Source organism: Paenibacillus sp. IHB B 3415, assembly GCF_000802655.2.
GTDB classification, from domain to species: Bacteria; Bacillota; Bacilli; order Paenibacillales; family Paenibacillaceae; genus Paenibacillus_AQ; species Paenibacillus_AQ phytohabitans.
In genome coordinates this window covers 12,290-39,074 of the sequence record NZ_JUEI01000039.1, presented here as the reverse complement: position 1 = coordinate 39,074, position 26,785 = coordinate 12,290, and the positions used below count along the sequence as shown (strand labels likewise).

20 protein-coding genes are annotated in these 26,785 nt (G+C 53.6%); 3 read left to right on the top strand and 17 right to left on the bottom strand.

Features of this window, described 5'->3' with window-relative positions:
• The 6 genes from QW71_RS40530 to atoD all read right to left on the bottom strand — a co-directional run.
• Window positions 1–347 (bottom strand): transposase zinc-binding domain-containing protein (locus QW71_RS40530; RefSeq protein ID WP_373604779.1); only part of this gene is annotated, 347 nt, incomplete at its 3' end.
• Window positions 257–475 (bottom strand): transposase zinc-binding domain-containing protein, encoded by a 219-nt coding sequence (locus tag QW71_RS42240; protein ID WP_373604778.1) that lies wholly within the window; start codon window positions 473–475, stop codon window positions 257–259. The genes QW71_RS42240 and QW71_RS40530, both read right to left, overlap by 91 nt.
• Complete coding sequence (locus QW71_RS40525; RefSeq protein ID WP_039301370.1) at window positions 385–696, bottom strand: transposase zinc-binding domain-containing protein; 312 nt, start codon at window positions 694–696, stop codon at window positions 385–387. The genes QW71_RS42240 and QW71_RS40525 overlap by 91 nt, the downstream gene beginning before the upstream one ends.
• Before the next feature lie 396 nt (window positions 697–1,092).
• Window positions 1,093–2,283 (bottom strand): acetyl-CoA C-acetyltransferase, encoded by a 1,191-nt coding sequence (locus QW71_RS17955; RefSeq protein WP_039301364.1) that lies wholly within the window; start codon window positions 2,281–2,283, stop codon window positions 1,093–1,095.
• Window positions 2,280–2,951 carry a 3-oxoacid CoA-transferase subunit B gene (locus tag QW71_RS17950; protein WP_039301360.1) on the bottom strand — a complete coding sequence of 224 codons (672 nt, stop codon included), beginning with the start codon at window positions 2,949–2,951 and terminating at the stop codon, window positions 2,280–2,282. The genes QW71_RS17955 and QW71_RS17950 overlap by 4 nt, the downstream gene beginning before the upstream one ends.
• A 1-nt stretch (window position 2,952) precedes the next feature.
• Window positions 2,953–3,612, bottom strand: a complete 660-nt coding sequence (gene atoD, locus QW71_RS17945; protein WP_039301357.1) for an acetate CoA-transferase subunit alpha — start codon at window positions 3,610–3,612, stop codon at window positions 2,953–2,955.
• Window positions 3,613–3,770: 158 nt separating this feature from the next.
• Here atoD and QW71_RS17940 point away from each other — a divergent pair, with 158 nt between their 5' ends.
• A complete protein-coding gene (locus QW71_RS17940; protein WP_235441492.1) occupies window positions 3,771–4,652 on the top strand; it encodes a LysR family transcriptional regulator in 882 nt (293 codons plus the stop codon).
• A 549-nt stretch (window positions 4,653–5,201) separates the two neighbouring features.
• On the opposite strand, the gene QW71_RS17935 is transcribed toward QW71_RS17940, so the two are convergent.
• On the bottom strand, window positions 5,202–7,862 hold the full coding sequence (locus QW71_RS17935; RefSeq protein ID WP_039301352.1) for a glycoside hydrolase family 78 protein: 2,661 nt from the start codon (window positions 7,860–7,862) through the stop codon (window positions 5,202–5,204).
• 130 nt (window positions 7,863–7,992) lie between these two features.
• Here QW71_RS17935 and QW71_RS17930 point away from each other — a divergent pair, with 130 nt between their 5' ends.
• Both QW71_RS17930 and QW71_RS17925 read left to right on the top strand, forming a co-directional pair.
• Window positions 7,993–8,916, top strand: coding sequence for an AraC family transcriptional regulator (locus tag QW71_RS17930; protein ID WP_052770079.1), 924 nt, complete (start codon window positions 7,993–7,995; stop codon window positions 8,914–8,916).
• Window positions 8,917–9,021: 105 nt separating this feature from the next.
• Window positions 9,022–10,761, top strand: a complete 1,740-nt coding sequence (locus QW71_RS17925) for an ABC-F family ATP-binding cassette domain-containing protein (protein WP_039301349.1) — start codon at window positions 9,022–9,024, stop codon at window positions 10,759–10,761.
• Window positions 10,762–10,875: 114 nt separating this feature from the next.
• Here QW71_RS17925 and QW71_RS17920 read toward each other — a convergent pair whose 3' ends face one another.
• From QW71_RS17920 to QW71_RS17870, 10 genes are all read right to left on the bottom strand, one after another.
• Window positions 10,876–14,058, bottom strand: coding sequence for an alpha-mannosidase (locus tag QW71_RS17920; protein WP_039301393.1), 3,183 nt, complete (start codon window positions 14,056–14,058; stop codon window positions 10,876–10,878).
• A gap of 275 nt (window positions 14,059–14,333) precedes the next feature.
• Complete coding sequence (locus QW71_RS17915) at window positions 14,334–15,371, bottom strand: LacI family DNA-binding transcriptional regulator (protein ID WP_039301346.1); 1,038 nt, start codon at window positions 15,369–15,371, stop codon at window positions 14,334–14,336.
• Window positions 15,372–15,511: 140 nt separating this feature from the next.
• Window positions 15,512–17,047, bottom strand: a complete 1,536-nt coding sequence (locus QW71_RS40520) for a response regulator (RefSeq protein WP_052770078.1) — start codon at window positions 17,045–17,047, stop codon at window positions 15,512–15,514.
• Complete coding sequence (locus tag QW71_RS17900; RefSeq protein WP_039301343.1) at window positions 17,025–18,779, bottom strand: histidine kinase; 1,755 nt, start codon at window positions 18,777–18,779, stop codon at window positions 17,025–17,027. Before QW71_RS17900 ends, QW71_RS40520 begins: the two co-directional genes overlap by 23 nt.
• Before the next feature lie 80 nt (window positions 18,780–18,859).
• Window positions 18,860–20,404: an extracellular solute-binding protein gene (locus tag QW71_RS17895; RefSeq protein ID WP_039301340.1), complete on the bottom strand. Its 1,545-nt coding sequence runs from the start codon at window positions 20,402–20,404 to the stop codon at window positions 18,860–18,862.
• Window positions 20,405–20,483: 79 nt separating this feature from the next.
• Window positions 20,484–21,344 (bottom strand): carbohydrate ABC transporter permease, encoded by an 861-nt coding sequence (locus QW71_RS17890; RefSeq protein ID WP_039301338.1) that lies wholly within the window; start codon window positions 21,342–21,344, stop codon window positions 20,484–20,486.
• The gene (locus tag QW71_RS17885) at window positions 21,338–22,216 is read right to left on the bottom strand and encodes a sugar ABC transporter permease (RefSeq protein ID WP_083442607.1); all 879 of its coding nucleotides are present in this window, start codon (window positions 22,214–22,216) and stop codon (window positions 21,338–21,340) included. Before QW71_RS17885 ends, QW71_RS17890 begins: the two co-directional genes overlap by 7 nt.
• Before the next feature lie 924 nt (window positions 22,217–23,140).
• On the bottom strand, window positions 23,141–24,985 hold the full coding sequence (locus QW71_RS17880; protein WP_052770077.1) for a cellulase family glycosylhydrolase: 1,845 nt from the start codon (window positions 24,983–24,985) through the stop codon (window positions 23,141–23,143).
• Window positions 24,986–25,000: 15 nt separating this feature from the next.
• Window positions 25,001–25,873: a carbohydrate ABC transporter permease gene (locus tag QW71_RS17875; RefSeq protein WP_042238049.1), complete on the bottom strand. Its 873-nt coding sequence runs from the start codon at window positions 25,871–25,873 to the stop codon at window positions 25,001–25,003.
• The gene (locus QW71_RS17870; protein ID WP_039301333.1) at window positions 25,870–26,757 is read right to left on the bottom strand and encodes a carbohydrate ABC transporter permease; all 888 of its coding nucleotides are present in this window, start codon (window positions 26,755–26,757) and stop codon (window positions 25,870–25,872) included. Before QW71_RS17870 ends, QW71_RS17875 begins: the two co-directional genes overlap by 4 nt.
• Window positions 26,758–26,785 lie beyond the last annotated feature (28 nt).

Below are 26,785 nucleotides of genomic sequence, written 5' to 3'. Positions count from 1 at the left end.
CACTCCTTGTTCCGGTCCAGCGCACCTTCTGTAATGAGTGAATGGATGTGCGGGTTAAACTTTAAATCGCGTCCAAACGTATGAATGACCGTTATGACACCGACTTCATATCTCTTACTCTTATTTTTCCGCCGGTAATAATACTGAATCACTTTAGCCACTTGGTTACTGAGTTCATTTAACTTGCGCCGGTCTTGAAAAAACACCTTACGCAATTCCTCCGGCACCGTAAAGACCAGATGGCGGTGAGGGACATTCAAGATACGTTCCTGCTGCTTTTCTGCCCATTCATCCGTATATTTTTTCCCGCATCCATGACAAAAGCGGCTTTTGCAGGTAAAGCAAATAACACCGGATCCGGCGTTCCTTTTAGGTGAGGGACATTCAAGATACGTTCCTGCTGCTTTTCTGCCCATTCATCCGTATATTTTTTCCCGCATCCATGACAAAAGCGGCTTTTGCAGGTAAAGCAAATAACACCGGATCCGGCGTTCCTTTTATACATCCCTTACATTCATATCTCGCGTAGCCCATATCCCGCGTGCCGCAGCGTATGGCTTTATTCACCGTCTCTGTCATACTACTGCGAAGTTCCTCAGGCAGGTGATGTCCATGCATTTCCATGAACCCATGAAAGTGATCTTTTAGAATCTGCCTTATGATTCCTCGTTTCTTCCACGTTTCTTGGTTTTTCATGTTCATCCCCCTACCTTTTTCTTCGGAGTTATCCACATTTTTTTGTATTGTATAATTTCCTATACAATAAAAAAAAGCAGCATTTCCATGAACCCATGAAAGTGATCTTTTAGAATCTGCCTTATGATTCCTCGTTTCTTCCACGTTTCTTGGTTTTTCATGTTCATCCCCCTACCTTTTTCTTCGGAGTTATCCACATTTTTTTGTATTGTATAATTTCCTATACAATAAAAAAAAGCAAAGCCCCAGATATAGGAGCTTTGCCTGCAATAATATTGTTCCATATTTCACAAACCTTCTGATCATCCTGGCAAGATGCCGCTTTCGCGGATGTCTGCAGCTTATATCCGTTCGATATCCGTTCTAGATCTGTTCGATATCTGTTCGATATCCGTTCTAGATCCGCTCAATAATCGTCGTGACGCCATGCCCGCCGCCGATGCACAGCGTGGCAAGTCCGGTGCGTGCGCCGCGCTGCTTCAGTGCATGAACCAGTGTTACGAGAATTCTCGCCCCGCTCGCACCGATAGGATGGCCCAGGGCGATGGCCCCGCCATTCACATTGACCTTCTCCTCCGGGAAGTCCAGGGCCTGGCCCACCGCCAGCATCTGCGCGGCAAACGCCTCGTTAGCCTCGATAAGATCGATATCGCTGATCGTCAGGCCGCCCCGCTGCAGCGCCTTCTTCGTGGCCGGAACCGGCCCCATCCCCATGATGGAAGGATCAACACCGCCGGACGCGTAGGACAGGATACGCGCCAGCGGCTTCAGCCCCAGCGCCGCAGCTCTCTCCGCCGACATGATAACCAGTGCTGCAGCGCCGTCGTTAATGCCCGAGGCATTCCCGGCGGTAACACTGCCGTCCTTCTTAAAGGCCGGGCGCAGGCCTGCCAGCTTCTCGGCCGTTGTTCCTTTCCGCGGAAACTCATCGGTATCGAAGATGATGGCATCGCCTTTTCGCTGCGGAATGACTACAGGCACGATTTCTTCCTTGAAATGGCCTGCTTCAATGGCGCGCACGGCCTTCTCCTGGCTGGACGCCGCCAGGGCATCCTGCATTTCGCGGCTGATCCCGAATTGTTCGGAGACATTCTCAGCCGTGATCCCCATGTGGTATTGGTTGAACGCGCAGGTCAGGCCGTCACTTACCATCGTATCGATCAGCGTGCCGTTGCCCATGCGGTAGCCGTAACGGGCCTGATCCAGCACATAAGGCGCTTTCGACATATTTTCCATTCCGCCGGCTACAACAATCTCACTGTCTCCCGCCATAATACTCTGCGCAGCCAGGTGAACCGCCTTCATGCCCGAACCGCAGACCTTATTGATGGTCAGGCTGGAGGCCTCCACTGGAATGCCCGCTTTCATTGCCGCCTGACGCGCCGGATTCTGGCCCAGCCCGCCCTGAAGCACATTGCCCATAATGACTTCATCGACCTGCTCCGGAGCAACACCCGCCCGCTGCAGCGCCTCCTTGATGACCAGCGCCCCCAAATCCACGGCGGCAATACCGGCCAGACTTCCGCCAAAGGTGCCGAGTGCTGTCCGTACCGCACTGACAATGACGATTTCTTGGGCTTTGTTCATAACAGCACCTCATCCGAAGGGATATTCCGCATGGGAGACAGATCCGCAGAAACCGTAAACGCAGCACCCGTTTTATTTGTAACCGTTTCCAATTCAACGCCTGGAGCCAGCTCTTCCAGCACCAGCCCCTGCGGGGTGAAACGGAATACCGCCAGCTCCGTGATAATCATCGATACAGCGCCGCGCGCGGTTAGGGGCAAGGTGCAGTCGCTTACGATTTTGGGGGCACCGTTCTTGGAGGTATGCTCCATAGCGACAATAACTTTTTTTGCACCCGTGACCAGGTCCATGGCGCCGCCCATGCCGGGCACCATTTTGCCGGTAACCATCCAGTTGGCAAGATTGCCGTGCGCGTCTACCTCCAGCCCGCCAAGAATGGTAACATCCACATGTCCGCCGCGGATAAGCGCAAAGGAAGTGGCACTGTCGAAGAAGGAACCCCCGGGCAGAATGTTAGCCGGTTTGCCTCCTGCATTGACCAGATCGGGAATGATCGTATCCTGCACCGGTCCAAGTCCGATATAGCCGTTCTCGGATTGCAGAATAATGTTGATGCCTGCCGGCAAATAATTCGGGATCAGCGTCGGCAGCCCGATGCCCAGATTGACTACGTCCCCGTCATGCAGTTCAACCGCCGCCCGGCGTGCAATCAGCTCTTTCGTATCCATGTTATTCACTCTCCTTATAGCAGATGATTTTATCGACCAAGACACCCGGCGTAACCACAATATTGGGGTCAAGCTCCCCGGTCTCCACAATTTCATCCACTTGAACAATGACAAGATCGGCGGCCAGCGCCATCAGCGGATTGAAATTGCGCGCCGAATTGCGGTACACCAGATTGCCCGACTTATCCGCTTTGTGTGCTTTCAGCAGGGCAACATCGGCCCGCAGCGGCAGCTCCACCAGAAATTCCCTGCCCTCAATGATCAGCGTCTGCTTGTTGTCGGCGACCATCGTCCCTGTTCCTGTCGGCGTCAGAATGCCTCCGAGCCCTGCACCGCCGGCCCGCACCCGCTCGGCAAGCGTACCCTGCGGCACCAGCTCCACCGCCAGCTCCCCGGCGAGCATCTGTCTGCCCGTCTCCGGGTTGGTGCCGATATGCGAAGCGATCACCTTCTTCAGCCGCCGGCCCAAGACCAGCGGGCCTACTCCTGTATCGACCAGAGCCGTGTCGCTGGAGATCAGCGTAATGTCTTTGATATCCCGGTCCATCAGAATGCCTACCAGTGCATCAGGTGCTCCGGTTCCCATGAATCCACCAACCATAATGGTCATACCGTCATGAACAAGTTCGCCTATTTCTTCAAGCGTCGTTACTTTCCCCACACCGAACCCCTCCTGTTTTTTTGCTGCAGCCCATTGACAAATGTGATGCGGATGTCTTTATGTATACAGTGTACAACGCGCTTTTTTAGGGGTAAAATTCAGACATCGCATGCAAACCATGAAAATATATCATAGATTGGAGGCGCTTACTTTTGGATGTGCGGAACCTGAAATACGTGCTGGAAGTGGCCAATTTGCACAACATCACCAAGGCGGCGGAGAAGCTTCACCTAACCCAGCCCACCCTCAGTAAGATGGTTAAGAGCCTGGAGGACGAGCTTGGCGTCATCCTGTTTGATCGCTCGGGCAAATATGTCAGGCTTACCGATGCCGGAACAGCGGCGATGGAGCAGATCAGGCTGATTATTGCCGCAGTGGACAATCTGCATATGACGCTGGACGACATCAGCAACCTTAAGACCGGTACGATCAAGATTGGCCTTCCTCCGGTGATCAGCTCCGTTTTTGTCCCCAAAGTCGTGACTCCATTCCAAAAAAAATATCCCAACATCTCCTTCGAGCTCATTGAACAGGGCTCGAAGAATGTTGAGAATATGGTGCTGGAGGGCAGTATTGATCTGGGCGCCGTCCTGCTTCCCGTCCGGGAGGGCAGCTTCGGAATCAAGCCTTTTGTCCGTGAGAATCTGGCAATTGTTGTCCATAAGTCACATCCGCTGGCAACACTTGAAGAGGCTTCGCTGACCGATCTCCGGGAAGAGCCGCTGATCCTGTTCGCCAAGGGGTTCGCCATGCGGCAGCATATTATCGAGGCCTGCATCAGCGCAGGGTTTGAAGCCAATATCGCTTATGAAAGCGCTCAATGGGACCTGCTGGTCGAGCTGGTGTCGGCCAATCTGGGCATCGCTTTTCTGCCTGAGCCGCTCTGTGAGAAGGTATCCAACCAGAATGTGCGCATTCTGCCGCTGCGGAATCCGTCCATTCCGTGGAACGTCGTGCTGATCTGGAACAAGGAGCGTTACATCAGTAAATGCATGCGGGAGTTCATCCGTTTCCTGGAGGATCATTCCCTGGTTGTATAGCGCAATAAGACTATATAGCTTGATAGCTTGAACTGGTAATCTTTCTGATTAGTCCCGGGCTTACCGCTTGGACAGCTGGCTGTGCCGGGATTCGCGCCGTCTAAGCTTTAACTGTATTTTGTGCAACTAAAGCGGGCGATTATTGTGCTGTGAGGGTTTTAATTGCACTTTCTACACTTAAAAATCCACATATTTCGTAAAAGGGGACTCACCGCTTTTTTAGTTGTACAGAATACAGTTAACCCGGAAAATCCGGAATCTCGCCGTCTTTTAACTGCAGAAAATACAATTAAATGCTATGCACTTCACGCTAGTTACTCTCCAATGGACTTGCAAACGCAGAGTTCTGTGGAGTAGGTTATTCCCCAAGTTCAATCTATATAGCTGCATAAGAACAAATTCGTCCTAAGGGCGAATCAAACCACACACCAGAAGTTGAATTATCCAACCAAATTCCAATGAAATTTATCCACAACAGACGAATTTCATAATTTCCTAATCAACAAAAAAGCAGAGTTCCGTCATTCCACAGGAACTCTGCTATACCGCTTACTTTTGTAAGGCATATTCAAATCTGTATTCACCGGAGCCAAGCGTAATCTTCACCGACTTCTCCAGCTGCTCGGCGGAATGGATACCGCGGACCGCCTGAAGCTCCTGCCCGTTCTCCAGCACACCCGCCAGCACAGCGTCCGGGAGCAGTACAGTAGCCGAGGTATTCGGCGGAACTACGGTCACCAGCTCTATTTTGCCGGAATCAATCGTCCACTCTGAGCGGATCTTCCCGTACATAGATTCCAGCCCGGCGGCAGCCGAAGTCAGTCCGCCTCCCGGATACGGCTGAATCAGAAACTGCTTATAGCCCGGATAGGCCTCCACCTGCTCGATGCCGGCAACACAGCGGTACAGAAAATCGCCAATCGCCCCATACGCATAATGATTGAACGAGTTCATATCCTTGCTCCAGAAGCTGCCGTCCTCCTTAATCCCGTCCCAATGCTCCCAGATGGTCGTCGCTCCCCGGGTAACCTGATACAGCCAGGAAGGGTAATCGGTCTGCAGCAGCAGCTTGTAGGCAGCATCATAATGCCCCGCTCCTGCCAGCACCAGATTCAGATAAGGCGTGCCGACGAAGCCTGTGGTGAGATGATATTTGCTCTCTTCCAGCAGCTCTATAAGCTTGCCAACCGTGCGTTCTTGTGCTTTCCCCTCCACCAGACCGAACATCAACGCCAGCACACAGGCCGTCTGTGTAGCTACACTTATCCGTCCGGCAGGCGTGATGAATTCCCGGTTAAAAGCTTGTTTGATCCGCGCATGCAGCTGCGAGTAGTACTGCACGTCTTCTGTTCGGCCCAGCACTTCCGCCGTCTTCCCCATAAGCTCTACAGAATAGGCGTAGAAGGCCGTTGCGATATAATCTCTGTCCGTAGCGCCGATGTAGCTGTCAGGCTTGGCATCCAGGCCCAGCCAGTCTCCGAAATGGAAGCCGGTATTCCACAGGAATTCATCCGTCCCCTGCCGGCGGATATACTCCACCCAGCCCTGCATGCTGCTGTACTGCTGCTCCAGAATCAGCTTGTCGCCATAACACTGATAAATCGTCCACGGACAGATGACAGCCGCATCGCCCCAAGCAGCGGAAGAATGGGAATTCTCATCCAGCACATGGGGAATTACGAACGGGACACCGCCGTTATCCAGCTGATCGGCCGCCAGATCCTTGAGCCATTTGCTGAAAAAGGGGGCCACATTCATCAGATACGCCGACGTACGGATGAACATCTGCGCATCCCCGGTCCAGCCGAGCCGTTCATCGCGCTGCGGGCAGTCTGTCGGCACATCGACGAAATTACCTTTTTGCCCCCATAGAATGTTATGCTGCAGCTGATTCAGCAGCGGATTTGAACAGGTAAAGCTGCCGGTCGGCTCCATATCCGAATGCAGGACAACACCTGCGAAATCCTGCAGATTGAGGTCCTCCGGGAAGCCAGTCAGCTGCACATACCGGAAGCCCTGAAAAGTGAACCGCGGCTGAAAGCACTCCCGGCCTCCGCCTCTGGCAATATACGTAACCGTCTGTCTCGCCGCCCGCAGGTTATCTGTGTACACATTGCCTTCCTGATCCAGCACCTCGAAATGCCGCAGCTGAAATTCCTGTCCAGTCTGACCTTCGACGGTGAACCGCATCCAGCCGACCATATTCTGGCCCATATCCAGCACGGTCTCCCCGGCCGGAGTGCGTATGAGTGCTATAGGCATCAGTTCCTCTACAGCCTTCACCGGAACATTCTCCTGGGCGAGTAAAATATCCCTGGTGTACGGAAGGATTTCCGCAGGAACCCACACCCTGTCATCGTAATCCGCCCTGCTGAAACCGGTCTGCTCCAGACGGGCATCATAGGTTTCGCCGTGATAAATCTCCGACATCAGCAGCGGTCCGGGCGATACTGTCCATCCCTGATCCGTTCCGATGATCTGCTCCACCCCGTCCGCATAGATGAGATGAATCTGCATCAGCAGTGCCGTGCGATCGCCGAACACATGCTTTTTGTTATCCCAGGCCAGGTTTCCTTTGTACCAGCCGTTCCCCAGCCAGGCGCCAACCGCATTGTCCCCCACTGCCAGCTGCCTTGTAATGTCATAGGTCTGGAACTGCAGGCGGGTGCTGTAGCTGGTCCAGCCGGGGGTCAAATAATCCTCGCAGACTCTTGTACCGTTCAGCTCCACTTCATAGAGACCGAGACTGGTCACATACATTCTGGCCCGGGTGACCTGCCGGTCTACATGGAAGCTCCGCCGCAGCAGCGGAGCCTGCTCTGCCTGGACATCCAGGCAAGCCAGCGGCGCTGTAATCCACTCTGCCTCCCAATCCTCCGGCGAGAGCAGGCCCGTCTCCCACCAGGCGGTATCCGACCACTCTGTAGGCCGGTTCTGCTGATCCCATATTTTAATCCGGTAATAATAGCGCTGCTTAGGCTGCAGCTGCAGCTCCTTCATCTCAATATGCAGGGATTCCCCGGACTCCACTCTGCCCGAATCCCATACCGTGCTTCCGAAGTCCTGATCCATTGCTACCTGAAGCTGATACGCCTGCTGCGTGACATCCCGCTCATCCGCATCCAGCTGCCAGCTGATTCTTGGATAACGGACATCCAGCCCCAGCGGATTGTCTTTGTACTCCACACGTAATTTCTGGACAGCTATCATTGACCGCACCCCCTATAAATATGAAACGCTTTCTATTACAATTATAGAATTCCGCAGCATTTACATGACCTGCAATACGGACATTTCACCGGGGTAAAAAGGACATTCTGCTGCTCAGAGGAGTGAGCTGATGCATTCGGCCAATCATACGCTAAAAGGGGAGTATTTCTTCCAGAAAGATCTCCTGTTATATGTGAACCGCGCTACCGAGAACTATGATCTTCCGCTTCACTCCCATGACTTCATGGAGCTGACGTTCGTTGCCGAAGGCAAGGGCTTCCATTATATCGGGCAGCAGGCTCAGCGGACCGGCAAGGGGCAGCTGTACTTCATTCCCGTCGGGGTCTCCCATGTCTTCCGTCCCTCTTCACCCGGCTCTCTCCGTGAGCCGCTCGTGGTGTACAATTGTTTGTTTAAGCCGGAGCTGCTGGACAACCTTGCCGCCCTGATCCCGGACCCGCCGATTGCCTCCTACCTGGAGCAGATACGTAATCATCAGCTGCCCGCATTCTCCGTGACGGATCTGAACGGCTCCATCGAGAGCCTGTTTCTGGCGCTTCACCGGGAGGTTCATCTTCCGCAGACCGGCGCGGGCAGCTATTTGCTGACCTTGTTCATTCAACTGCTGATAAGTATCTACCGGCTCAGGCATGATGAGGTCCAGTTTCCGCTGAACAAGCAGACGCAATTCCTGCAGATTCTGAATTATGTCAACCAGGAGTACGCGCAGGAAATCACCCTGAAGTGTCTGTCACGCAGCTTCGATTGGAGCGAACGCCATCTTCAGCGGCTGTTCAAGGCGCATACCGGGCAGACCTTCCATCATTACCTGCAGAATGTCCGGATTCAGAAAAGCTGCCTGCTGCTGGTCCAGCAGCCCAAGGCGCCCGTTCAGCTCATTGCGGAGCAGGTCGGCTACCGCGACCCGAAGACCTTCAATCTGGTGTTCAAGCGGATTATCGGCACCACTCCGGGGAGCTACCGGCAGGCGTCCGGCAGGAAACATCTGGAGGGGCCGGAGCCGGGAGGAACAACTTTAACGCGGAATGATTGATGTTATTTGTAAATAGTGTTAGGCTATCAACGGTAAACTCAACATCTGTGCTCTTCAATACATCCTAAGATGGTCACAAATTTAGTTAGAAAGAAAGGTAACACTATGATAAAAGCAGAACACTTATCCTTCTCATTCCCGCAAAAAGAACTATATAAAGATATTTCCTTTACGCTTGAAGAGGCACAGCATTGTGCGTTCATTGGAACAAGCGGCAGCGGCAAAAGTACACTGACCGATATACTGATGGACCCGGAAAGATATCTGTTTGAGGGCAGGTTAGAGATAGACCCCGCTTGCAGCATCGGGTATGTAAGCCAGTTCTCCCAACCGGAGAAAACTAAAGATACAACCGTTTTTGAATATATCGGCGAAGAATTTATTAAGGTACAAAATGAAATAAATTCTATTTTGACTGAAATGGAAACATCCTCGGATATGGATTCGCTGCTGGAAAGGTATCAGTTAGCGTTGGACGCCTTCGATGCTATGGACGGGAATGATTACGAAAGCAATATTAATAAGAAGCTAAACCTGGCAAACCTCATGAAGCTAAAGGATGTCAGGGTATCTGACCTTAGCGGCGGGGAATTCAAGCTCATTCAAGTAATGAAGGAAATGCTCAGCCGTCCGGACTTCATGATTATGGACGAGCCCGATGTATTTTTAGATTTTGACAACTTAAATTCGCTTAAGAATCTTATTAATGCCCACAAAGGCATACTGCTGGTGGTTACGCACAACCGCTATCTGCTCAATCATTGCTTCAACAAAATCCTGCACCTTGAAAACATGGAGATCCAGGAGTTTGACGGGCGGTATATTGATTACAACTTCTCCTTGCTGCAAACCAAAATTGAGCTGCAGGAGCTCGCTATCGCTGAAGAGGAAGAAATTGCGAGAAACGAGAGCATCGTCAATAACCTTAGAGCAATCGCAACTTATAATTCAGAAGCCTCCAGAGGGAGAGCGCTAAAAGCCAGAGTTAAATTTCAGGAAAGACTGGAAGCGCGCCGAATTAAAGCTCCATTCGTAGAGATTAAGCAGCCGGATATCCGTTTCGGGTTCGATCATGAGCTGGAAGACACGACTGTTATTACTGTTAATAACTATAGCGTTTCCTTTGATGAGCTGCTGTTAGAAAATGTTAACTTTGAGATCAAATCTACGGATAAAGTAGCCCTTATCGGTGCAAACGGCACCGGAAAAACAACATTACTCCGGGAGATTTATAGGAATAATCATGATGCAATAGAAGTAAATCCGGATGCTAAAGTGACTTATTTATCTCAGCTTCAAGGTGAAATGCTGAAGGATTCTAATACCATACTAGAGGAATTCATCGATGCCGGGTTCGCAACGTATGATGAGATTAGATCGCATCTTTCAAGCTACGGCTTTGAAGGGGAAATCCTTGATCAGAAGATAGAATCCTTATCCGGCGGCGAAAAAAACATGCTTCAATTGGCTAAAGTTTCGGCCAGTAAAGCGAACGTACTGCTGCTTGATGAGCCGACAAGCCATTTGGACACCTATACACAAATCGCACTGGAGAACGCTATCCAGAACTATAAAGGTGCGATTCTCATGATTTCGCATGATTTCTATTCGGTGGTAAACGGGATGGATTATGTTCTGATCATTGACGGCAAGACGATTAGAAAGATGACGATCAAGAAATTCAAAAAGATGATTTATGCAAGGCATTTTGATAAGGACTATCTGGAACTGGAACAAAATAAAAAAGCAGTGGAAACGAAAATCGAGTTGGCTTTGAAAGCTGCTAACTTTGAACTTGCACAAGGTTTGATGGATGAGCTGGAAGAGCTGATTAAGCAGCTGTAAATCAACATGTCTGTACTTTATGCAATAGCCTCAAGAATAAAGCAAATGATCCCCAAAGTCCGGGGATCATTTGCTTTTGCTTTATACACTAACCGCATTCTGCCTAGTGTTAGCTCAGGCAAAGACAATATGCACCGTATGAATCTCATACGGTTTGAAATCAAGGCGGATAGCCGGTCCGTCCACCGCTGCCGCCTCCAGCGGACGCTCCATCAAATCACTCAGCTGCCAGGAGACGGCGGAGTAATCGCTGCCGATCTTCGCCGTGCTGCGTGTTCCCGTATACTCATGCAGTCTGACGATACATCCGCTGCCATCCTCGGCCAGCTTGACGGCATCGACGGCTATGTTCGGGACATCGCAGGTAATCAGTGATTTACCGTTGCCGGCGGCATAACCCCCTTCGGAAGCGAGGAGCGGATTATTCAGCGCCCAGGCTTCCTGCACCGTGCCAGCCGAAGCCCAATCCCCTTTATGCGGAAGCAAGGCATACGTGAAGCGGTGCTCGCCCTGGTCAGCCAGCCGGTCCGGGCTGGTTGCCGATTTAATCAGCGACAGTCTCATCGTGTGATCCTTGATGTCGTAACCGTATTTGCAGTCGTTCAGCAGACTGACGCCATAGCCCCGCTCCGACAGGTCAGCCCACTGGTGGCCGACACTCTCGAACCGGGCATAATCCCAGCTTGTATTCCAATGGGTCGGCCGCTTCACGTTGCCGAACTGGATATCATAGGTAGCTTCCGTGGCGCGAACCGCAACAGGGAATGCCGCCTTCATCAGCTGATGCTGTTCATGCCAGTCCACCAGGGTCTCGAAGTCAATCCGTGCACTTCCGGCATATACCTTAACCTTCTGGGTGATCGAGGAATCCATGTACTTCCAGGTGAACTTCAGCACTGCCTGCAGCGGGCCGCATTCAGTCAGCTCTACAGAGCGCAGATCGCTTACTACCCGCATTTTCTCCTGGTAATACAGATCGATATCCCAGGCGTCGAACATCTTCGGCTTATCCTCAAAGACCTGTAGCAGATTGCCGCATTCGCCCGCTGCCAGCACCTCGCGCGCTTCCTTGCGGTCATAGATCCGGCTCAGCTGTCCGGCTGCATTCCACTCCAGAATATAATAAGGTGTTGTTAGTGTTGAATCCTGCCAGGTAAAAGGAACGGAGGGTTCCGTATTTTCTCCGGATGCGGCGGGTTGTGCAGCGCGGATCACTGCACTGCCCATCGCCGGAACAGCTTCTACCCCGACCAGCCACTGACTGCCGGAGCGCTGGGCGGACAGCGGGTTGCCGGCGGCATCGGTCCAGACGGCAATCTCTGCGCTGTGAGGTACGGCTGCCAGACGGGGACCTTCAAAGAGGGAGCTGTTGAACAGGGTGAACTCCTGGTGTGACGCGGTATCCGCCGGGTTATCCCCACCACCAGCCGCATCAGGGCGCTTAAGGTTGACGAGTCCAGCAGCCGCAGCATTAAGCGCAGCCCGGCCCAGCTGCTCTGCCTCTGCATATTCCAGCCGTGAATCCTGATAGACCTCATGAATGGAGGAGCCGGGGATAATATCATGGAACTGGTTGCGCAGAATAATCTGCCAGCCTTCCAGGAGCGATGCTGCAGGATATTGCGCTAGTCCGCCTATCTCCGCAGCAAGGAGCATCTGCAGCCATTCCGCCTCGCGGTACAGCAGCTCCAGCTTGCGGTTCATTCTTTTGTTATAAGCCTGGCTGGTGTAAGTCCCGCGGTGAAACTCCAGATACAGCTCCCCGTCCCAGGTATGCACATATTGATCGGTGCCTTCTATCGTTTCATGCAGCCGCTGGAAATAGTCATCCGCCCGGCCCGGCTTCACTTGCGGCAGCCCCGGCATGGTATCCAGCCTCCGGCGCATCTCCAGCATCTCGCGGTTCACACCGCCGCCGCCGTCGCCATACCCGTAGGAGAGCAGCAGCTCACGGTTCAGGTTCTTGTCGCGGTACTGGTCCCAGATCCCCTGCACAGAGAAAGGCTCAATAAGGCCGTTATACGTATAGTACCAGGCACTGGAATCAGGAGCCTCGGGTGTGGTGATGAAGTGGGTCAGTACCTCGCTGCCATCAATGCCCCTCCACTGGAACGTATCATGCGGCATGCGGTTATATTGGCTCCAGCTGATCTTGGTCGTCATGAAGGTGTCAATGCCCGACTTGCGCAGAATCTGCGGCAGCGCCCAGCTGTAGCCGAACACATCCGGCAGCCATAGGTACTTGCAGTCTACGCCAAATTCCTCCCGGAAAAATTTTGTCCCGTACAGAATCTGGCGCACCAGCGACTCGCCGCTGGTCAGATTGCAGTCCGCTTCCAGCCACATTGCACCTCCGGCTTCCCAGCGGCCTTCCTCCACCCGCTGCTTAATTTCGCTATAAATCTCCGGATAATCCTGCTTGATGTAGGCATAGAGCTGCGGCTGGGTCTGCAGGAAGATGTACTCCGGGAACTGCTTCATCAGCCGAAGCACTGTGGAGAAGGAGCGGGCCGCTTTCTCCCGGGTATGGGTAAGCCGCCATAACCAGGCCACATCAATATGGGTATGGCCGATCGCGGTTACCGTAACCGGATGCTGCTGCTCCAGCAGGGCCAGGGCCTCGAGCAGGCTCTCCTCAGCCTCCTGGACTGAAGCATAGAAATCTGCGCTGCCGGGCCTTGACCAGTCCAGCTTGTTAAACGAGCGGTTCAATGCCATCAGCAATTCATGCTTCTCGATCTGGCTGTCGGCAAGCTGCTTGAAAGTATCCAGTGCCGCCCGGCCTGTATAATAGAGGTTGTCGGTTGATTCATCCAGATGAGCCAGCTCAGCCTGCTTGATCCGGTGTTCCTGAGCAATCAGCTGGCCGTCTCCGTTCAGGCCTGACCATAAGCGGAAGGTGAAGTCCAGCTCCCTGCCAGCGGCATCCTCAAGAAACACCTCCTGGTGATTGGAATCCACGCCCTGATACGGCTTGCCATCCAGAAACAGCAGGGATTCGAAGCCGCTGTTGTTCCCTCCGCCTGTCCGGCCGAAATCGAATATACCTACAATACGTTTCCCCTGCCAAGCTGCGGGTACGGTTATTTTGCGGTGCAGCCACAAATACACATCACTGCCGGTCCAGTAATCCCCTATACGAAGCTTCTTGTCTCCTTCCGGGGCGGATGGATAGACACCATTGTCACCCTCCTGATCCTCTGTAACCAGCCATTCATCAAGCGTAATAACCTCACGGTACCGGTAACCCTCCAGCTCCTTCAACCGCAGTGCAAGCTTCTCTTCAGTCCAAAACATTCCCATTCCAATTTTCCTCCCTTTTGTATAACACGTGTTATAAAATGGGCAGAAAGACGGTCCATCCGTGTAAGGATGGTACCGTTCCCTGCTAATTAGGATAAGCTGCCACTACAAAGTGAATCGCTGCTTAAGGCATATTGCCTGTTAGCTCAGCCGGCTCAGACTATGTGCAAGCTAAAGCTACATCGTCCCCCAGCAGAAGCTGTTCAGGCAGTGCCGGCAGCAAGTGTAACACCATGAATGGCTTAGCCTCCCCTTCATACCAAGCGCGGTTACGCGCTTTCTCCTGCCCGTAATACTGCTGGAAGCCAGATTTTGTCCGCCTGTCCTGCTTCGTTCCCGCCGTTCATCTGCGTAAGTAAGCAGCGTACCGCCTCTTCTCCCATACTCACATAAGGGATTTCTACGCAGCTTAGAGACGGCAGGCTAAGACGGTGACCCTGAATCGTATTATCTGCCGCCATGATCCGCACATCTTCACCGATACGCAGGCCAAGCTTGTGAGCCGCCCGGTACAGATCGGGAATTGCGCTTGACCAGTTGACCAGCAGCGGCGCATGCTGCGGCCCGCTATCCGCCAGCCTCTGCAGGCACGCTGTCCAGTCGCCATGGTGTTCCTCCAGCCGGATCACGATTGGCTCCATCCCATGTGCGCTGCACCAGCCGGTATAGGCATCGCGGCGGTTCCGCTCCGCCCAGTTATCCGCGCTATGCTCATGGTATACCTCGGCATAGACCGGGCCGGGCTGCTGCGGTGTACCCTCCCGCAGCAAATAATTCAGCGCCGTCTCCACACTGCCCGAATAATCGGCCAGCACGGAAAACACACCGGGCACTTCTGCGTACCCTTCCACAGAAACATAGGGGATTCCGGCATTCCCTATGCGGGAAGCCCACTCCTCATCGTGGTAGCTGGTATGATCCAGCGTCACAATCCCGTCGATCTTCCGCCGGTGATATAGCTCCAGCAGCTCGGTCCTGCCGTTGGCGTTCCCCTTATGGCGCGGAGAGCAGAGCAGAATATGATACCCGCTGAGCTCACACTCCCGCTGCATGCCTTCCAGCAGCCGGGTGAACAGCGGATGACGCGTATCACCGAAAGCGGCAAGCGTCATGCTTCTTCCCGTCTTCATGCTGCGCGCTCCGGCGTCCACATGGTAATTCAGCTCGCGGATGGCTTCCAGCACGGCTTCGCGCGTCTCCGCTCCAACCCCGATGCCGGGAGTATCATTCAGCACCGCAGATACCACACTGCGGGACACGCCTGCCCGTTTGGCTACGTCAAAGCTGGTCACTCTTTTTTTGCCCATATATCAGCACCTCACCGAGAGTATAACACGTGTTATAAAAAGTTGTACAGCGCTTTCTTTCATTTTTATATCTGGTGAAAACAGGGGAAGCCTTTGGCAATATACTCTGCCGCGTGGCCTCCGCTAAGAGCGCTTGGAATCTAAACTGGCCTCTCCGAAGGCGGGTTCGCCGTCTCCGCCTCCCTTCTGTCCCTGCGGTAGGCCCCGGGGGTTTGTCCGGACCATTTCTTGAACGTTTTGATAAAATAATTATCGTTCGGGAACCCGACGCTGCGGCCGATTTCATTAACGGTTAAGTCTGTCTCGCGGAGTAAGCGCCGGGCTTTCTTCACGCGCACATGCTGCAGGTAGTTGATGAGCGTCTCCCCTGTCTTCAGGCGGAAAAGCCCGCTGAGATAATGCTCCTCCATGGCGACATAACGGGCGACCGCCCGCAGAGTGATGTTCTCGGCAAAACGGCTGTGGATGTATTCCAGCACACGGTTGATTTCGGGATGATTGGTTGTTATCCCCTCCGCTGCGGCCATGCGCACCTGCATTTCATCCGCGGCCGCCAAAAAGCAAGCGAGCAGCTCCCGGTGGGTGGCCACTTCGCGCAGTTGCTGAACAGGCCCGGACGGAGGCTGATTGCCGATTTCGGCAAAGGTCCGCACCAGGCGTTCCGCCTTCTCCATCACCAGGTAGAAGGGCAGCCGGCTTGCCCGCAGCGTTTCCCACATCGCGCAGGCTGTACGCTGCATATCCGCGCTCCGCCGCTGGGCAAAGGCCAGAACAATCTCCTTCTCCATGACCCATATAGGCGGAAGCTTCGGCTCTCCGGCCGCCTCCAACCCGGCGGCAGATGTAGAGGCGGACTCTGCTCCGCTGCCGTCTGCCGGAGCTTCGCCCTTAATTTCGTACCAGAGGTCGTTTAGCTGCCGGTAGAGCCGGGTCCACTCCCCATGGATGAGACCGGGCGGAACCGGGCCGCCGCAGGCCACGGCTTGAACAGGCATGCCCGCCGTAAGGTTACCGGGCAGCCTAAGGCTGCCGTCAGACCAGAAGAAGCAGGTCGTACAGCCGTCTGCCGTAAAAGAACCGGTCCAGACCTCCTCCATCCAGGTGTCTGGCGGACAGGCTTCCAGGACGGCTGCCAGCAGCGGCCGGGCGGTCCCGATGCAGGAGACCATGAGCAGCCGCCGGTAGGATGCCGGAGGCGCAGGCGGCGCTGTCTCCTGCCCCGCCTTCACCGCCTCCCAGACGAGGCCATAATAACGGTTGAATTCCTGTCCCAGCAGCGCATGCCGCTGCCTGCGCGAGGCTGACAATTCTTCGCCGATCTTAAGCAGCAGGTCCTGCAGCTCCGGGATGCTCAGCGACAGCTTGAGCACATACCCGCTGGCTCCCAGCTCCAGCGCTTTGCGGGCATATTCAAACTCGCCCATGCAGGTCAACATGACAAAACGGCTGTCCAGCCCGGCATGGCGCGTCTGCCGCAGCAATTCCAGGCCATCCATGCGGGGCATAAGAATGTCGGCAATGACAAGGTCGGGTCTCAGCCGATGCATCAGCTGCAAAGCCTCCTCTCCGTCGGACGCCTCCCCTGCTACACTGAAGCCATAAGCTTCCCAGTCCACCAGTTTAAGCAGCTTACGCCGGACAAACGGTTCGTCTTCAACCAGAAGAATTTTCCACATGCTCTGCACCTCCGGATTGGAAAGGATTTGCAATCAATAACGGGATTGTGATGCGTGCCATTGTGCCCTTCTCTCCTTCCAGAAGAACGAGACTGCCATCTTCCCGGAACAGCAGCTGCAGGCGTTGGCGGATGTTGGCGATTCCGATGCCCTTGCGCGCGCGAAGCTCCGGTTGTTCGCCGGCGCGGACAAGGCCGACGCCGTTGTCCTCCAGCTCCAGAATCAGCGTGCGTCCCGATCTCCTTGCACGGACAGAGACCCGGGCATCCTCCTGCAGCGTGGAGAAACCGTGTTTGAAGGCGTTCTCCATCAGCGGCTGCAGCGCCAGCTTCGGAACAAGGGAATAGGCCAGCCCTTCCTCCACATCCAGAGTGACCCTTACTTTGCCCTCATAGCGGATATTCTGGATATAAACATACGCCTGCAGCAGATCCAGCTCATTCTGCAAGGGAATCAGCTCTACATCGGAGTAAAGGCTTGTTTCCAGCAATTTGCCCAAAGAAATCGAGATTTCTGCAATATCATGCTCCTCTTTTTCATAGGCGATCCATTTGATCGTGTTCAGCGTGTTCAGCAGGAAATGCGGATTCATCTGGGCGGTCAGCATCTGATAATGCAGCGCTTCCTTCTGCCGTTCCTCCTGCTTCAGCTTCTGCAGCAATCCGCCGATATCCGTCATCATCGTATTGAACGTGGCGGCCAGATCCTTCATCTCTCCATGAAAAAAGGATTCTTCCACCCGTGTATTCAATTCCCCCTGTGCGGATAACGCCATCTTGCGCCGGAGCAGCGCGATGGGCCGGGACATGGCACCGGCGATGAGGAAGGTAAGCAGGAGGAAGCCACCGGACAGCATCAGGGAGAAATTGAAATTCTGCTCGCGCAGTTCCTTCATATTCCCAAGATAAGTATTCAGCGGCATAGACGCGGCCAGATACCAATCCAGATTGTAGAGCGGGCTGATCGTCAGAATCGACGAGCTCTCATAATCAACCCGCTGCAGAGGTTCCTCTTTGTCCGGAACGCGGATCATTTCTTGGATGGCTGTGCGGTCCACCGCCCGGAAGTAATCGGAGGAATTGAGCAGCTGGCCTCCCTGGTCCATCAATACATAATGCTGCTGGAGCAGCAGATCCCGCGATGCTTCGGCAAGCCAGCCGTCATAATAAAAATTAATCCGCAGATAACCGAACGGCTGCTGCCGGTTATCGAGCAATACAGCATACATGGACAAATCCTTGCCGGTCACCCAGCGGAAGGAGTCTCCCTCAGCACCGAGTCCGGCAAACCCGCTCTCCCGGACAAAATTGGCATGCTCCTGCCCGGTCTGCACAAGCCCGTCGGTGCGGTACAGCGTGCCGGACCGGTCGGCCAGGGTGACGGTAATCTGGGCGGGCAGCTCCAGTGATGCCGGACGGGCGGTGCTTTGCAGGAATACCGCTTTCTCCGCAGGATTGAGTTGTCCCGGATACAGCAATACGGAGCGGGTATAAGGGTCCCGCTCCAGGTACACATAATAGAGGAAAGCTTTATTGATCTCGTTGTTCAAGGCGTCGTTAACCACGTTGAGCTGCTCGATTGCCTTTTCCTGAAACTCGCGGGAAACGGTCCGTTCCATCATCCGGTAATTATAGATTTGCAGCAGGAAAAAGGGCAGCAGGAGGAAGATCACAACAGCGGCAAACAAGCGGTTTCTGAACTTTTGTGGCCATATGCGTTTCCAGCCTCCCATCGTCTTCCCTCCCGGTTATCGTTACCGTAAATTCATGCTACAGTATATCACAACTGCCGGCCTCCGCAGGGTTATCCTGCTCATTCCGCATAACCCAGCTCCTGCAGCTGTTTCATTGCGCTGTCCTGGAAGAGCTGGTACTTGAAGGTCGTGTTCAGCTTCTCCAGGAAGCTGTCGTATTGCTCCAGCTTGTTTTTGCCGTATTGGAATTTGAGCATTTCCTCGTTCTTGAAGCGGTCGGCATCAGCTGCTTTGTAGTTCTGAGGGAAGACAACAAACCCGTTGTAGGTATCCAGCACTTCAACCTGTTCGCTAGCCTGAATATAGTCAATCTGTTTGGCAAATTTGGTGCTCAGATATTCCGCTTCCGGCCGGCCGGCCAGCTGGTAGACCCAGGTGAATGCCGCCTCTGCGGACCGGTCCGTAATCACCGGCTTACCGTTTTCTTTGGTGAAATGTACACCTTCCTGGCCAAACTGAACAAGCTCGGAGCCTTCACCGGAGGCTGTATAATTAATAAGGTCAAAAATGCGGTTCAGTTTGGTTTCGTCTTGGGCGGCCTGGCGTGAAATGGCTACGATGCCGGATACGCTGGATTTATCCATGGCGGCAAGGATGTTCGCTTTGGGTCCCTGCAGCTTGTTCAGCATCAGGAATTCCGCATCCGGATTGGCGCCCTTCCATTTCTCCACTTCATTGTCCTTCATAATCTGCGTCCAGTCACTGATGATAATGCCTGCCTTGCCCTGGAACGCTTTGTCTTTGGCGTTGTCGCCCTTGTTGCTGGCAATCTCCGGATCGACCACGCCGGAATTCAGAACCTTCTGGGTATAAGCCAGCGCTTCCTTCATTTCCGGCTCGAACATGCCATTGACCATCTTCCCGTCCTTGATATACAGCGCGTCGGCGACGCCATGCTGCAGGTTGATCAAATGCACCAGAGTGCCGAGACTGCCTGTGATGCCGAAAGTATCTTTCTTGTTATTCCCGTCCGGGTCCTGTTCGGTAAACGCTTTCGCAACTTCAAATACTTCATCCAGGGTCTCTGGAACCGGCAGCTGCAGCTTATCCAGCCAATCCTTGCGCAGCCAGAATAAATTCCAGTTACTCTGGGGATTAAGCGATATGGCGTAATGCTTGCCGTTAACCTCCACCCGGCTGTACACATTGTCTCCGATGGCATCCGCTGCGGGCTTCAATTTCTCCTTATACGGCTCCAGATCAAGCAGAATGTTCTTCTTGACATATTCCTGGAACTCATTCCGTCCATTGAAGAGGATCACATCGGGCAAGTCGCTGCCCGCCGCCCGGATATTCAGCTTCTGAATGAATTCATCCGCAGAAGAGGTCAGCGTCATTTTCAGATCAATATTGAGCTTCTCATCCAGCGTCTTCTTCACGAAGTTATCTTGTTCCTTGGGCATCTGGGTGGTGGTGTTCCATCCGACCCGCATGACCTCGATAGCTACCTTCTCCGCCCGGGCGTCCGCCGGAGCGTCTGTAGATGAACCCGGCCCCTCCGTAGCGGAGGAATCTGACTGCGGGCTTCCTCCGCAGGCGGACAGCAGCAGGCCCGCTGTTAATACACAGGCCAGTACAGCAGGAATACGCTTCTTTTGTTTCATGGTGATGCTCCCCTTTCGTATACCAAATGTTGTATTGAGTCGGCGCTGCCAGCGTTTGAACAGCGCCGGGAACAATCCGTTAACCCTTCACGGCACCGATCAGCATGCCCTTGGTCAGATGCTTCTGTACAAAGGGATAGACCACGATGACCGGCAGGCTTGCCGCCACTACCGAAGCCATCTGCAAGGTCGTTGTCGGCAGTACAATGTCCGCATTATATTCCATTTGCTCGGAGGATAATAACAGACCACGGATGATGACCTGAAGCGGATTCAAGCCGGGGTCAGTAATATAGTAGACGGCGCTGAAGAAGGTATTCCAGCTGCCTACGACACAGAACAAGCCGATGGTCATCAGTACCGGGATGGAGAGCGGCAGGGCCAGCCGCAGCAGCACTGTAAATTCGCCCGCACCGTCGATCCGTCCCGATTCGAACAGTTCTTCGGGCAGGCTTTCGAAGAACGTTTTGACCACAAGCACATTCCAGGTAGACATCGCCCCGGGAATAATCATCGCCCAGACCGTGTTAAGCAGGCCGGTTCCTTTTACGACCAGGTAGGTCGGGATCAAGCCGCCGCCGAACATCATGGTGAACACGATCAGGAAGATGAAGAAGCTGCGGCCGACCAGATGCTTACGGCTCAAGGTATAGGCCATGAGCACTGTCAGGACCAGATTGATCAGTGTGCTCATTACCGTAACGAAGCTGGTCACGAGGAAGGCGCGGGGAATAGCATCCATTCCAAACAGCGCCTTATAGGCCTCAAAGGTAATCCGGCGGGGAATCAGCACAAAACCGCCGTTGCGCAGCACTTCGCTGTAGGGTGTAATGGATACGGCGAACACATACAGCAGGGGAAAGACGGAAATCACGGCCAGCAATATCAGCAGGATATTAATGAAATAATCGAAATAGCGTTCGTTTCCGCGGCTTACCATAGATTGCCCCCCCATCTCCGGGCCAGCTTATTAGACAGGAAGATAAGCACAAGTCCAATCAAGGATTTGAACAATCCGACCGCTGTCGCCAGGCTGAAATTCAGTTGCTCCAGGCCTACCCGGAATACCCAGGTATCAATAATATCTGCCACCGGCATTACCTGGAGATTGTACATAATGTAAATCTGCTCGAAACCGGCATCCAGTGCAGAGCCGACCTTCAGCACCAGCAGCAGGATAATCACGGAACGTATGCCGGGCAGTGTCACATGCCAGATCCGGCGAAGCCTTCCCGCGCCGTCGATGCGGGCTGCTTCATAAAGCGTAGCATCAATGCTGGACATGGCTGCCAGATAAATGATAGCCCCCCAGCCAAGATCCTTCCAGACATCGGTTCCCACCAGCACACTGCGGAAATACGCTGTCGAGGTCAGAAACGGAATGCCGTTCCCGCCCGCTTCCACCACCCAGCGGTTGACGAGGCCTGAGGTTTCGGACAGAAAGGCAATTGCAATGCCGTAGATAATGACATAGGACAGAAAATGGGGCATATAGCTCAGCGTTTGTACGATCCGGTTCAGCCAAAGGCTGCGGCCTTCATGAATGAGCAGAGCCACGCCGATGGCAGGAATCGTTCCCCAGATTGTTTTATACAGACTGATCAGGAATGTGTTCGTGAGCAATTGACTGAAATAAGGCGATTCGAAAAAAAACTGAAAATGCTTGTACCAGGGGTCTGCCCACGGACTGCGCACAATTCCGCTCAAAATGTCATAATCTTTGAAGGCAATCAGCACTCCGTACATGGGTATATACTTGTAAATAATGTAGTAGGCCACACCGGGAAGCAGCATGAGATACAGGGTACGCATACTCCATATGCGCTTCCACACCTTAGCTCTGTATGCGCTCTTCGGCGTTGCGGCAGTGTTCAGGGGAGCCGGGAAATGCGCCACAAGGAATTCACCTCTTTGTATTGATATCGTTTACAAGATAAGAATAACAAGGGAACCGCGGCGCAGCCATGAACGGATTTAAGGGATTGATAGAACAATATTACTATTCGGATTGAGCCGGTCTGTCGGGAACATGAAACAGCAATAACCTGCATTACAGTTTCAACTCCAATCTATCTGGGCTGCACTATAGACAACAACCAGTCAAGTTACCGAATGATGGCTGTAGGACTGGCGGAATACGTCAATTCCATGCGCGTGATTCGTTGCCGGCTGAATGGAGACACTCTAGAAGTACTGAAGACAAAATTGTTGTACGTTTTACAACTTTGATTCACGGATAGCTCAGTGTTCGGGAGGATTGTTGTATAAAATACAAAAATAATCCGGCTAAGCCGTCTGAAACAGGAAAAATGTTGCATTTGATACAACAATATTGGATTTGAATCGATATTAGGGTGAAAATGTTGTATTTTGTGCAATATTTCATAAAAAGTCAACCGCTCCCTGCCACGGAAAGCGGATAAATGAGGAAATTCCTGAGGTAACAAAGGTAACTAAGTAACAAAGTATTATTGCATACAAAAAGGCCCGTAAACTGCGGAAACGCAATTCACGGGCCTTATCACATTAGCTGAATGATCCTGTTAGCGCAGGCGGGCATGCTTGTCTGCGTTCCAATACTGTAACTCTACTGAACCTTCGCTGTACCTCTACTTTACCTTCAATCTAAATATATTCTATTCTTACATTACCTCTACCCAACCATTTACTCTACTTTTACTGCACCCTCGCCGTTCCTTCACTGTGTCCATACTGTACCTTCTTTGTACCTTTGCACTACCGCAAATCCAGCCACTCCAGGGATGCCGCACCAGCCGCAGCGCTGACTGTCAGCTCATGTGCTCCAGCTTCCAGCGGCTGACCGCTCTGAATCCGTACCGTCTGCCAGTTCTGCCCGGAGCCCGAAGCAGCACCGTGAATTCGGCCGATCTCCTGACCGTCCAGCTTCACCAGCAGCTCACTGTCCGGCCCGCTCATCAGGACCCGCAGCTCCAGAGCCAGCGAATCCTGCCTATCCTCCGAGCCCTGCGTGTCCTGCGACTCCTCCAAGACCCGCGTGTCCTGCGTGTCCCCCTGTTCCTCCAAGCTCTGCAACTCCTCTAAGACCTGCAACTCCGGCGCATCCTCCGAGCCCTGCGACTCCTGCCGCTCCCGCGAGCCCTCCAAGTCCCCCGGCTTCAGCAGTTCCATATCCCCAGCCGAACCCGGAACCGTAAATTCATACGCCACCCAATCACCCTCCATAAGTACGACGCACAGCCTCTCCTCAGACAGCCAGGCTTCCCCGCGGCCGTGCTGGAAATTCGGTACCGTCCGGTCTCCCTCCACGAAGCGGAAGTCCATTCCGTCCTCCTCCCGGAAGCCTATGCCTGCCGCAGCCTGCCTGCCGGGAGCTCTCCCGAAGCTAAGACCGCTCCCCTTGTAGCCATAAAAAACAGCAGGAATCCGCACCGGCAGCCGCCGGAACAGCGAGCGTACAACATCCGCATGGTACACACAGTTATCCAGGCTCAGATTGTGCAGATATTCGTCCAGAATTGCCTGTGCCTCCACACGCTCCGGCTTCGGGCCTCCTTCCAGATAGCTGACCAGCTTATGCCAGCCTTGCGGAAGAACGATGGAACAGGGGGAATTATCGGTGTCGAGCTTTTTCCAGGTCCAGAAGTTCCAGGAGATGCCGTGATCCTCAAATAACTGGAATGCACCGGCGTACCAGTCCTTATTGTTCTCCCCGCCCTCGCCCATGAACAGCGGCACATTCAGCCGCTCTCTTGCGTCCAGATACTTCTGAATGCTCTCCGTATCGGGGTTGTTCCAGTACTTGTGAAACTGCAGCATTACATTATCATCCGGCAGCTTATTATCCGGCAATCCCTCGAAGATCGACCAGTCCGTCGCCCAGTGCACACCCTCCAGAATAATCATATGCCGGGCATCAACCTCCCGGATAGCCGCAATAATCTCGCGGTACAGCGGCATCACCTGGTCATTGTACTGCGAGAACCAGTCCGGCAGCGGCTCGTTCAGCAGGTCATAGCCCGCGATGATCCACTCGTCCTTATACCGCTCCGCGAGCATCCGCCAGATGGCGATAGTCAGCTGCTTGTTGGACTCATCCGTGAACAGCTCCGGCAGATCCTGCGCAGAGTCGTCGATATTCGTTCCGGTCTGCCCGCCGGGTGCTCCGTGCAGATCCAGAATGGCGTAGATTCTGTGCTCCCGGCACCAGCCGATAACCTGATCCAGCCGGACCAGATGCTCCTCATGCCAGCCGGACACTCCCTCTTCTTCCCGCAGGATATAGCGGGCGTTAATCGGAATCCGGATCGAGTTGAAGCCTTCTTCGGCAATCCGCGCAATATCCGCTTCGGCCACATAGCGGTCATAATAGGTCTCCCAGAACGCCTCCGCCCCGTCAGCACCAATAAGCGCTGTAATCATCGCTTCGATCCGGCGCGGACGGTCTCCCTGTTCCGGGAAACGCCACATGTACCCTTCAGGCAGCAGCCAGCTTCCAAGCCCTACACCGCGCAGCAGCAGCTCGCGCCCTTCCCCGTTTCTTAAGCGGTGTCCGTCTGCATAGAGAAACCCGCTTACTTCATGATCGTCCGGGTGAATCATTTGTATTTCCTCCCTTTACCCTTTGACGGCGCCTTCGGCAATGCCATTCAGAATATATTTTTGCAGCAGCAGATATAGAATTACGACGGGCAGCATGGTCAGCACCAGCGAAGACAGAATCGCCGACCAGTCATTATTGCCATATTGTCCGAACAGCATGTTGGTGGACAGCAGCAGCGTATATTGATCGGCATCCGTGAGCATGAGCAGCGGCAGCAGAAAGTCATTCCACATCCACAGCAGGTTGAGAATCGCCACAGTTGTCGTAATCGGCAGCAGAAGCGGAAAAATAATCGTAGTGAACAGCCTGACCTCCCCGCAGCCGTCGATCACCGCAGCCTCATCCAGATCCCGGGGGACCGATTTGACGAATCCGTGGTACAGGAAGATGGCCATCGACACGCCAAGCCCGATATAGATCAGGCCGAGGCCGACCGTTGTGCCCTGCACCGCCAGCTTCATGGAGATCCGGTTCAGCGAGATCATGATCGAATGGAACGGAATCAGCATCGACAGGACGAACAGGTTGAACAGGAACGTGCTCAGTCTGCCGGGTGTTCTGGACAGCTTATAGCCGGCCATGGACGAGAATAGAATAATGCCGACCAGACCGGTAGCTGCGACCACCACGGTATTGCCGAGACTCCGCAGGAAATTTGTTTTCTCAAAAGCATCACTATAGTTGCCGAATTCCAGCTTACTCGGAATGGCCAGAATATTATTCATCATGTCCCCTTCCGTCTTCAGAGAGTTGAGCACCCCCATGTAGATCGGAAAGAGCGTAATTACGGCACCTGCCAGCAGGAAAAGAAAGACGATAAACGAAGACAATCTGCGCCGCCCCGCAATACCGGACTTAGATGTGGAATTCAACCGGACGGTGCTCATGCCTCCACCTCTCTTCGTTTCATAATGCTCAGCTGTATCAGCGTGATCACCAGGACCACCAGGAACAGGATCATCGCCTTGGCACTGGCGTAGCCGTAACGGCCGCTCATCTTGAACGCTTCCTCAAAAATATTCAGCGCCAGCACCTGCGTCGCCCTCCCCGGCCCGCCTCCGGTGAGCGCGAACACGGCATCAAAGGCCTTGAACGAGCTGTTCAGCGTCACGAAGATACCGATCGTTACAGCCGGATAGACCATAGGCAGTGTAATGCTGCGGAAGGTCTGCCAGCTATTCGCGCCGTCAATTGCAGCTGCTTCTTTGAGCGCATCCGGCACCCCTTGCAGCGCCGCAATATAGATCACCATCAGGTAACCTACGCCGCCCCACAGGGAGACAATGACAATCGCCAGAAAAGAATATTTCGGGTCGCCGATCCACGACTGGTCCAGAAAAGCCAGGCCCGCATGCTCAGCGATATAAGGCAGTGCTTTGGTGAAAATAAACAGCCACATGAAGCCGCCGATAATCATGCTGATCATGTTCGGCATGAAGAAGATCGTCCGGAACCAGGCCTTGCTGCGGCGGCGTGATTCGATCAGCACCGCCAGCAGCACCGCCAGTACATTCTGCAGCACGACCATAAACACTACAAATTTCAGGGTAAACCAGACTGAATCGATGAAAAAAGCATCATCCGTCAGTGCTTCGATGTAATTGGCGAATCCCACCAGATGGTAGGCGGGATTCAATCCGTTCCAGTCCGTGAAGCTGTACCATGCCCCGCCGAAGGCGGGAGCAAGCATGAATACGGCGTAGAACAGCAGGGCGGGAAACACGAAGGCCAGCAGAATGAGCGACTGTTTGCTTTTACTGCTTCCACTCATCTCTATCACTCCTATGCTGTTTCTGGGT

Excerpts from the sequence above, each read along its gene's own strand:
- QW71_RS17895 (WP_039301340.1), bottom strand. The coding sequence starts at position 20,404 with ATGAAACAAAAGAAGCGTATTCCTGCTGTACTGGCCTGTGTATTAACA.
- QW71_RS17900 (WP_039301343.1), bottom strand. The coding sequence starts at position 18,779 with ATGGGAGGCTGGAAACGCATATGGCCACAAAAGTTCAGAAACCGCTTG.
- QW71_RS17950 (WP_039301360.1), bottom strand. The coding sequence starts at position 2,951 with ATGGATACGAAAGAGCTGATTGCACGCCGGGCGGCGGTTGAACTGCAT.
- QW71_RS17890 (WP_039301338.1), bottom strand. The coding sequence starts at position 21,344 with ATGGTAAGCCGCGGAAACGAACGCTATTTCGATTATTTCATTAATATC.
- QW71_RS17955 (WP_039301364.1), bottom strand. The coding sequence starts at position 2,283 with ATGAACAAAGCCCAAGAAATCGTCATTGTCAGTGCGGTACGGACAGCA.
- QW71_RS17935 (WP_039301352.1), bottom strand. The coding sequence starts at position 7,862 with ATGATAGCTGTCCAGAAATTACGTGTGGAGTACAAAGACAATCCGCTG.
- QW71_RS17875 (WP_042238049.1), bottom strand. The coding sequence starts at position 25,873 with ATGAGCACCGTCCGGTTGAATTCCACATCTAAGTCCGGTATTGCGGGG.
- QW71_RS17930 (WP_052770079.1), top strand. The coding sequence starts at position 7,993 with ATGCATTCGGCCAATCATACGCTAAAAGGGGAGTATTTCTTCCAGAAA.
- QW71_RS17880 (WP_052770077.1), bottom strand. The coding sequence starts at position 24,985 with ATGATTCACCCGGACGATCATGAAGTAAGCGGGTTTCTCTATGCAGAC.
- QW71_RS40525 (WP_039301370.1), bottom strand. The coding sequence starts at position 696 with ATGAAAAACCAAGAAACGTGGAAGAAACGAGGAATCATAAGGCAGATT.
- QW71_RS17925 (WP_039301349.1), top strand. The coding sequence starts at position 9,022 with ATGATAAAAGCAGAACACTTATCCTTCTCATTCCCGCAAAAAGAACTA.
- QW71_RS17920 (WP_039301393.1), bottom strand. The coding sequence starts at position 14,058 with ATGTTTTGGACTGAAGAGAAGCTTGCACTGCGGTTGAAGGAGCTGGAG.
- QW71_RS40520 (WP_052770078.1), bottom strand. The coding sequence starts at position 17,047 with ATGTGGAAAATTCTTCTGGTTGAAGACGAACCGTTTGTCCGGCGTAAG.
- QW71_RS17885 (WP_083442607.1), bottom strand. The coding sequence starts at position 22,216 with ATGCGTACCCTGTATCTCATGCTGCTTCCCGGTGTGGCCTACTACATT.
- QW71_RS17870 (WP_039301333.1), bottom strand. The coding sequence starts at position 26,757 with ATGAGTGGAAGCAGTAAAAGCAAACAGTCGCTCATTCTGCTGGCCTTC.
- QW71_RS17915 (WP_039301346.1), bottom strand. The coding sequence starts at position 15,371 with ATGGGCAAAAAAAGAGTGACCAGCTTTGACGTAGCCAAACGGGCAGGC.